Origin of the sequence: Microcoleus sp. OTE_8_concoct_300 (assembly GCF_031383065.1) — a bacterium.
Classification (GTDB): domain Bacteria; phylum Cyanobacteriota; class Cyanobacteriia; order Cyanobacteriales; family Microcoleaceae; genus Microcoleus.
This window is the reverse complement of sequence record NZ_JANMZH010000655.1, coordinates 1-1,199: the sequence shown is the minus strand read 5'-3', so window position 1 is coordinate 1,199 and position 1,199 is coordinate 1. Positions and strand designations below refer to the sequence as shown.

2 protein-coding genes and 1 pseudogene are annotated in these 1,199 nt (G+C 41.8%); 1 reads left to right on the top strand and 2 read right to left on the bottom strand.

What is annotated here, in order from left to right; translation table 11 throughout:
• Positions 1-154: pseudogene (locus ACUVJL_RS29785) on the bottom strand (phospholipase); the annotation flags it as partial.
• A gap of 3 nt (positions 155-157) precedes the next feature.
• Between ACUVJL_RS29785 and ACUVJL_RS29780 the strand changes: the two are divergent.
• Positions 158-691 (top strand): alpha/beta hydrolase, encoded by a 534-nt coding sequence (locus ACUVJL_RS29780; protein ID WP_445249136.1) that lies wholly within the window; start codon positions 158-160, stop codon positions 689-691.
• A 106-nt stretch (positions 692-797) separates the two neighbouring features.
• Here ACUVJL_RS29780 and ACUVJL_RS29775 read toward each other — a convergent pair.
• Positions 798-1,199, bottom strand: a 402-nt coding sequence (locus ACUVJL_RS29775; RefSeq protein WP_445249135.1) for an SAM hydrolase/SAM-dependent halogenase family protein, incomplete at its 5' end; no start/stop codon positions are given.

The window sequence follows — 1,199 nt, the reverse complement described above, 5'->3', positions numbered from 1 at the left end:
AAAATAAAATTTGGCTAGGCAACAATTGCCGCTGCTTAACTAAATAATTATAAGCAATTTCAGCATCTTCATATACTTGTGATTCCTTCGGGAAACTGCCTTGACTGCGGCCGTAACCCCGGTAATCAATCAGCAATACAGAAAAACCCAATTGCCGATTGATTACCGGGGTTACGGCCGCAGTCAAGGCAGTTTCCCGAAGGAATCACAAGTATATGAAGATGCTGAAATTGCTTATAATTATTTAGTTAAGCAGCGGCAATTGTTGCCTAGCCAAATTTTATTTTATGGTCATTCAATGGGAGGTGCTGTTGCTATTGAGTTAGCAATAAGGCATCCAGAAGCTGCTGGTTTGATTGTCCACAATTCGTTTACTTCTATGCTGGATATGGTGGAAAGTAATGCTTTTATGCGATTTTTTCCGGTGCGGTTGTTGCTGACGCAAAGGTTTGATTCTCTTGCTAAGGTTAAATCACTGCGAATGCCGATTTTGTTTGTTCACGGGATTGCCGATTCTTTTGTTCCTGCTACTATGAGCAAAAAGTTATATGCTAGTTCTCCTGAATATAAAAAAATTTTGCTAGTTCCTAATGCTAGGCACAATAATGGAGATGCTTTTTTTGATAATCCCGAATATCGCCAAACTATTGTGGATTTTGCCGAAAAAGTAATCGATCGAAAAAAACTATGACTTACGCACTCCGTCAAAGAAACCGGGTTTTTTAGGGAATCTGCTGATTCTAACAAAGTATTTTCGTAAAAAACCCGGTTTCTGATCGCCCATGGGTAAGTCCTATTTAATTGTTAGTTTGAAAAAGCAATTGCACGATCGCTCCGCATTCCAATTTTAATACTGATTGAGCGCTGCCGCCATTAACGGCAATTTCTACCCAACCGTCAGAACCAGTTATGGCAATTAAATCGCCCGGTTCGGTGTCGCTGTAGGTTTTACCGCTGGGGATGCGAATAGCATCAGAACTATTGCTAATTGTCAATGACCAATTGTTACCTATAATGCAATTATTCGGGATATTAGTAATTAGATTGCCGAAGCGATCGACATATTGAATGCAGCCTGCTGCACCTGTGGCTGTAACGGCACAATTTGGTATCTCTAACTCTACTAAACTTGCAGGGTCGATCGGCTCTCCCAAGTCTTCCAACGCCACCCCGTTGGCCAAGTGAGCGCCCGCTGCTGC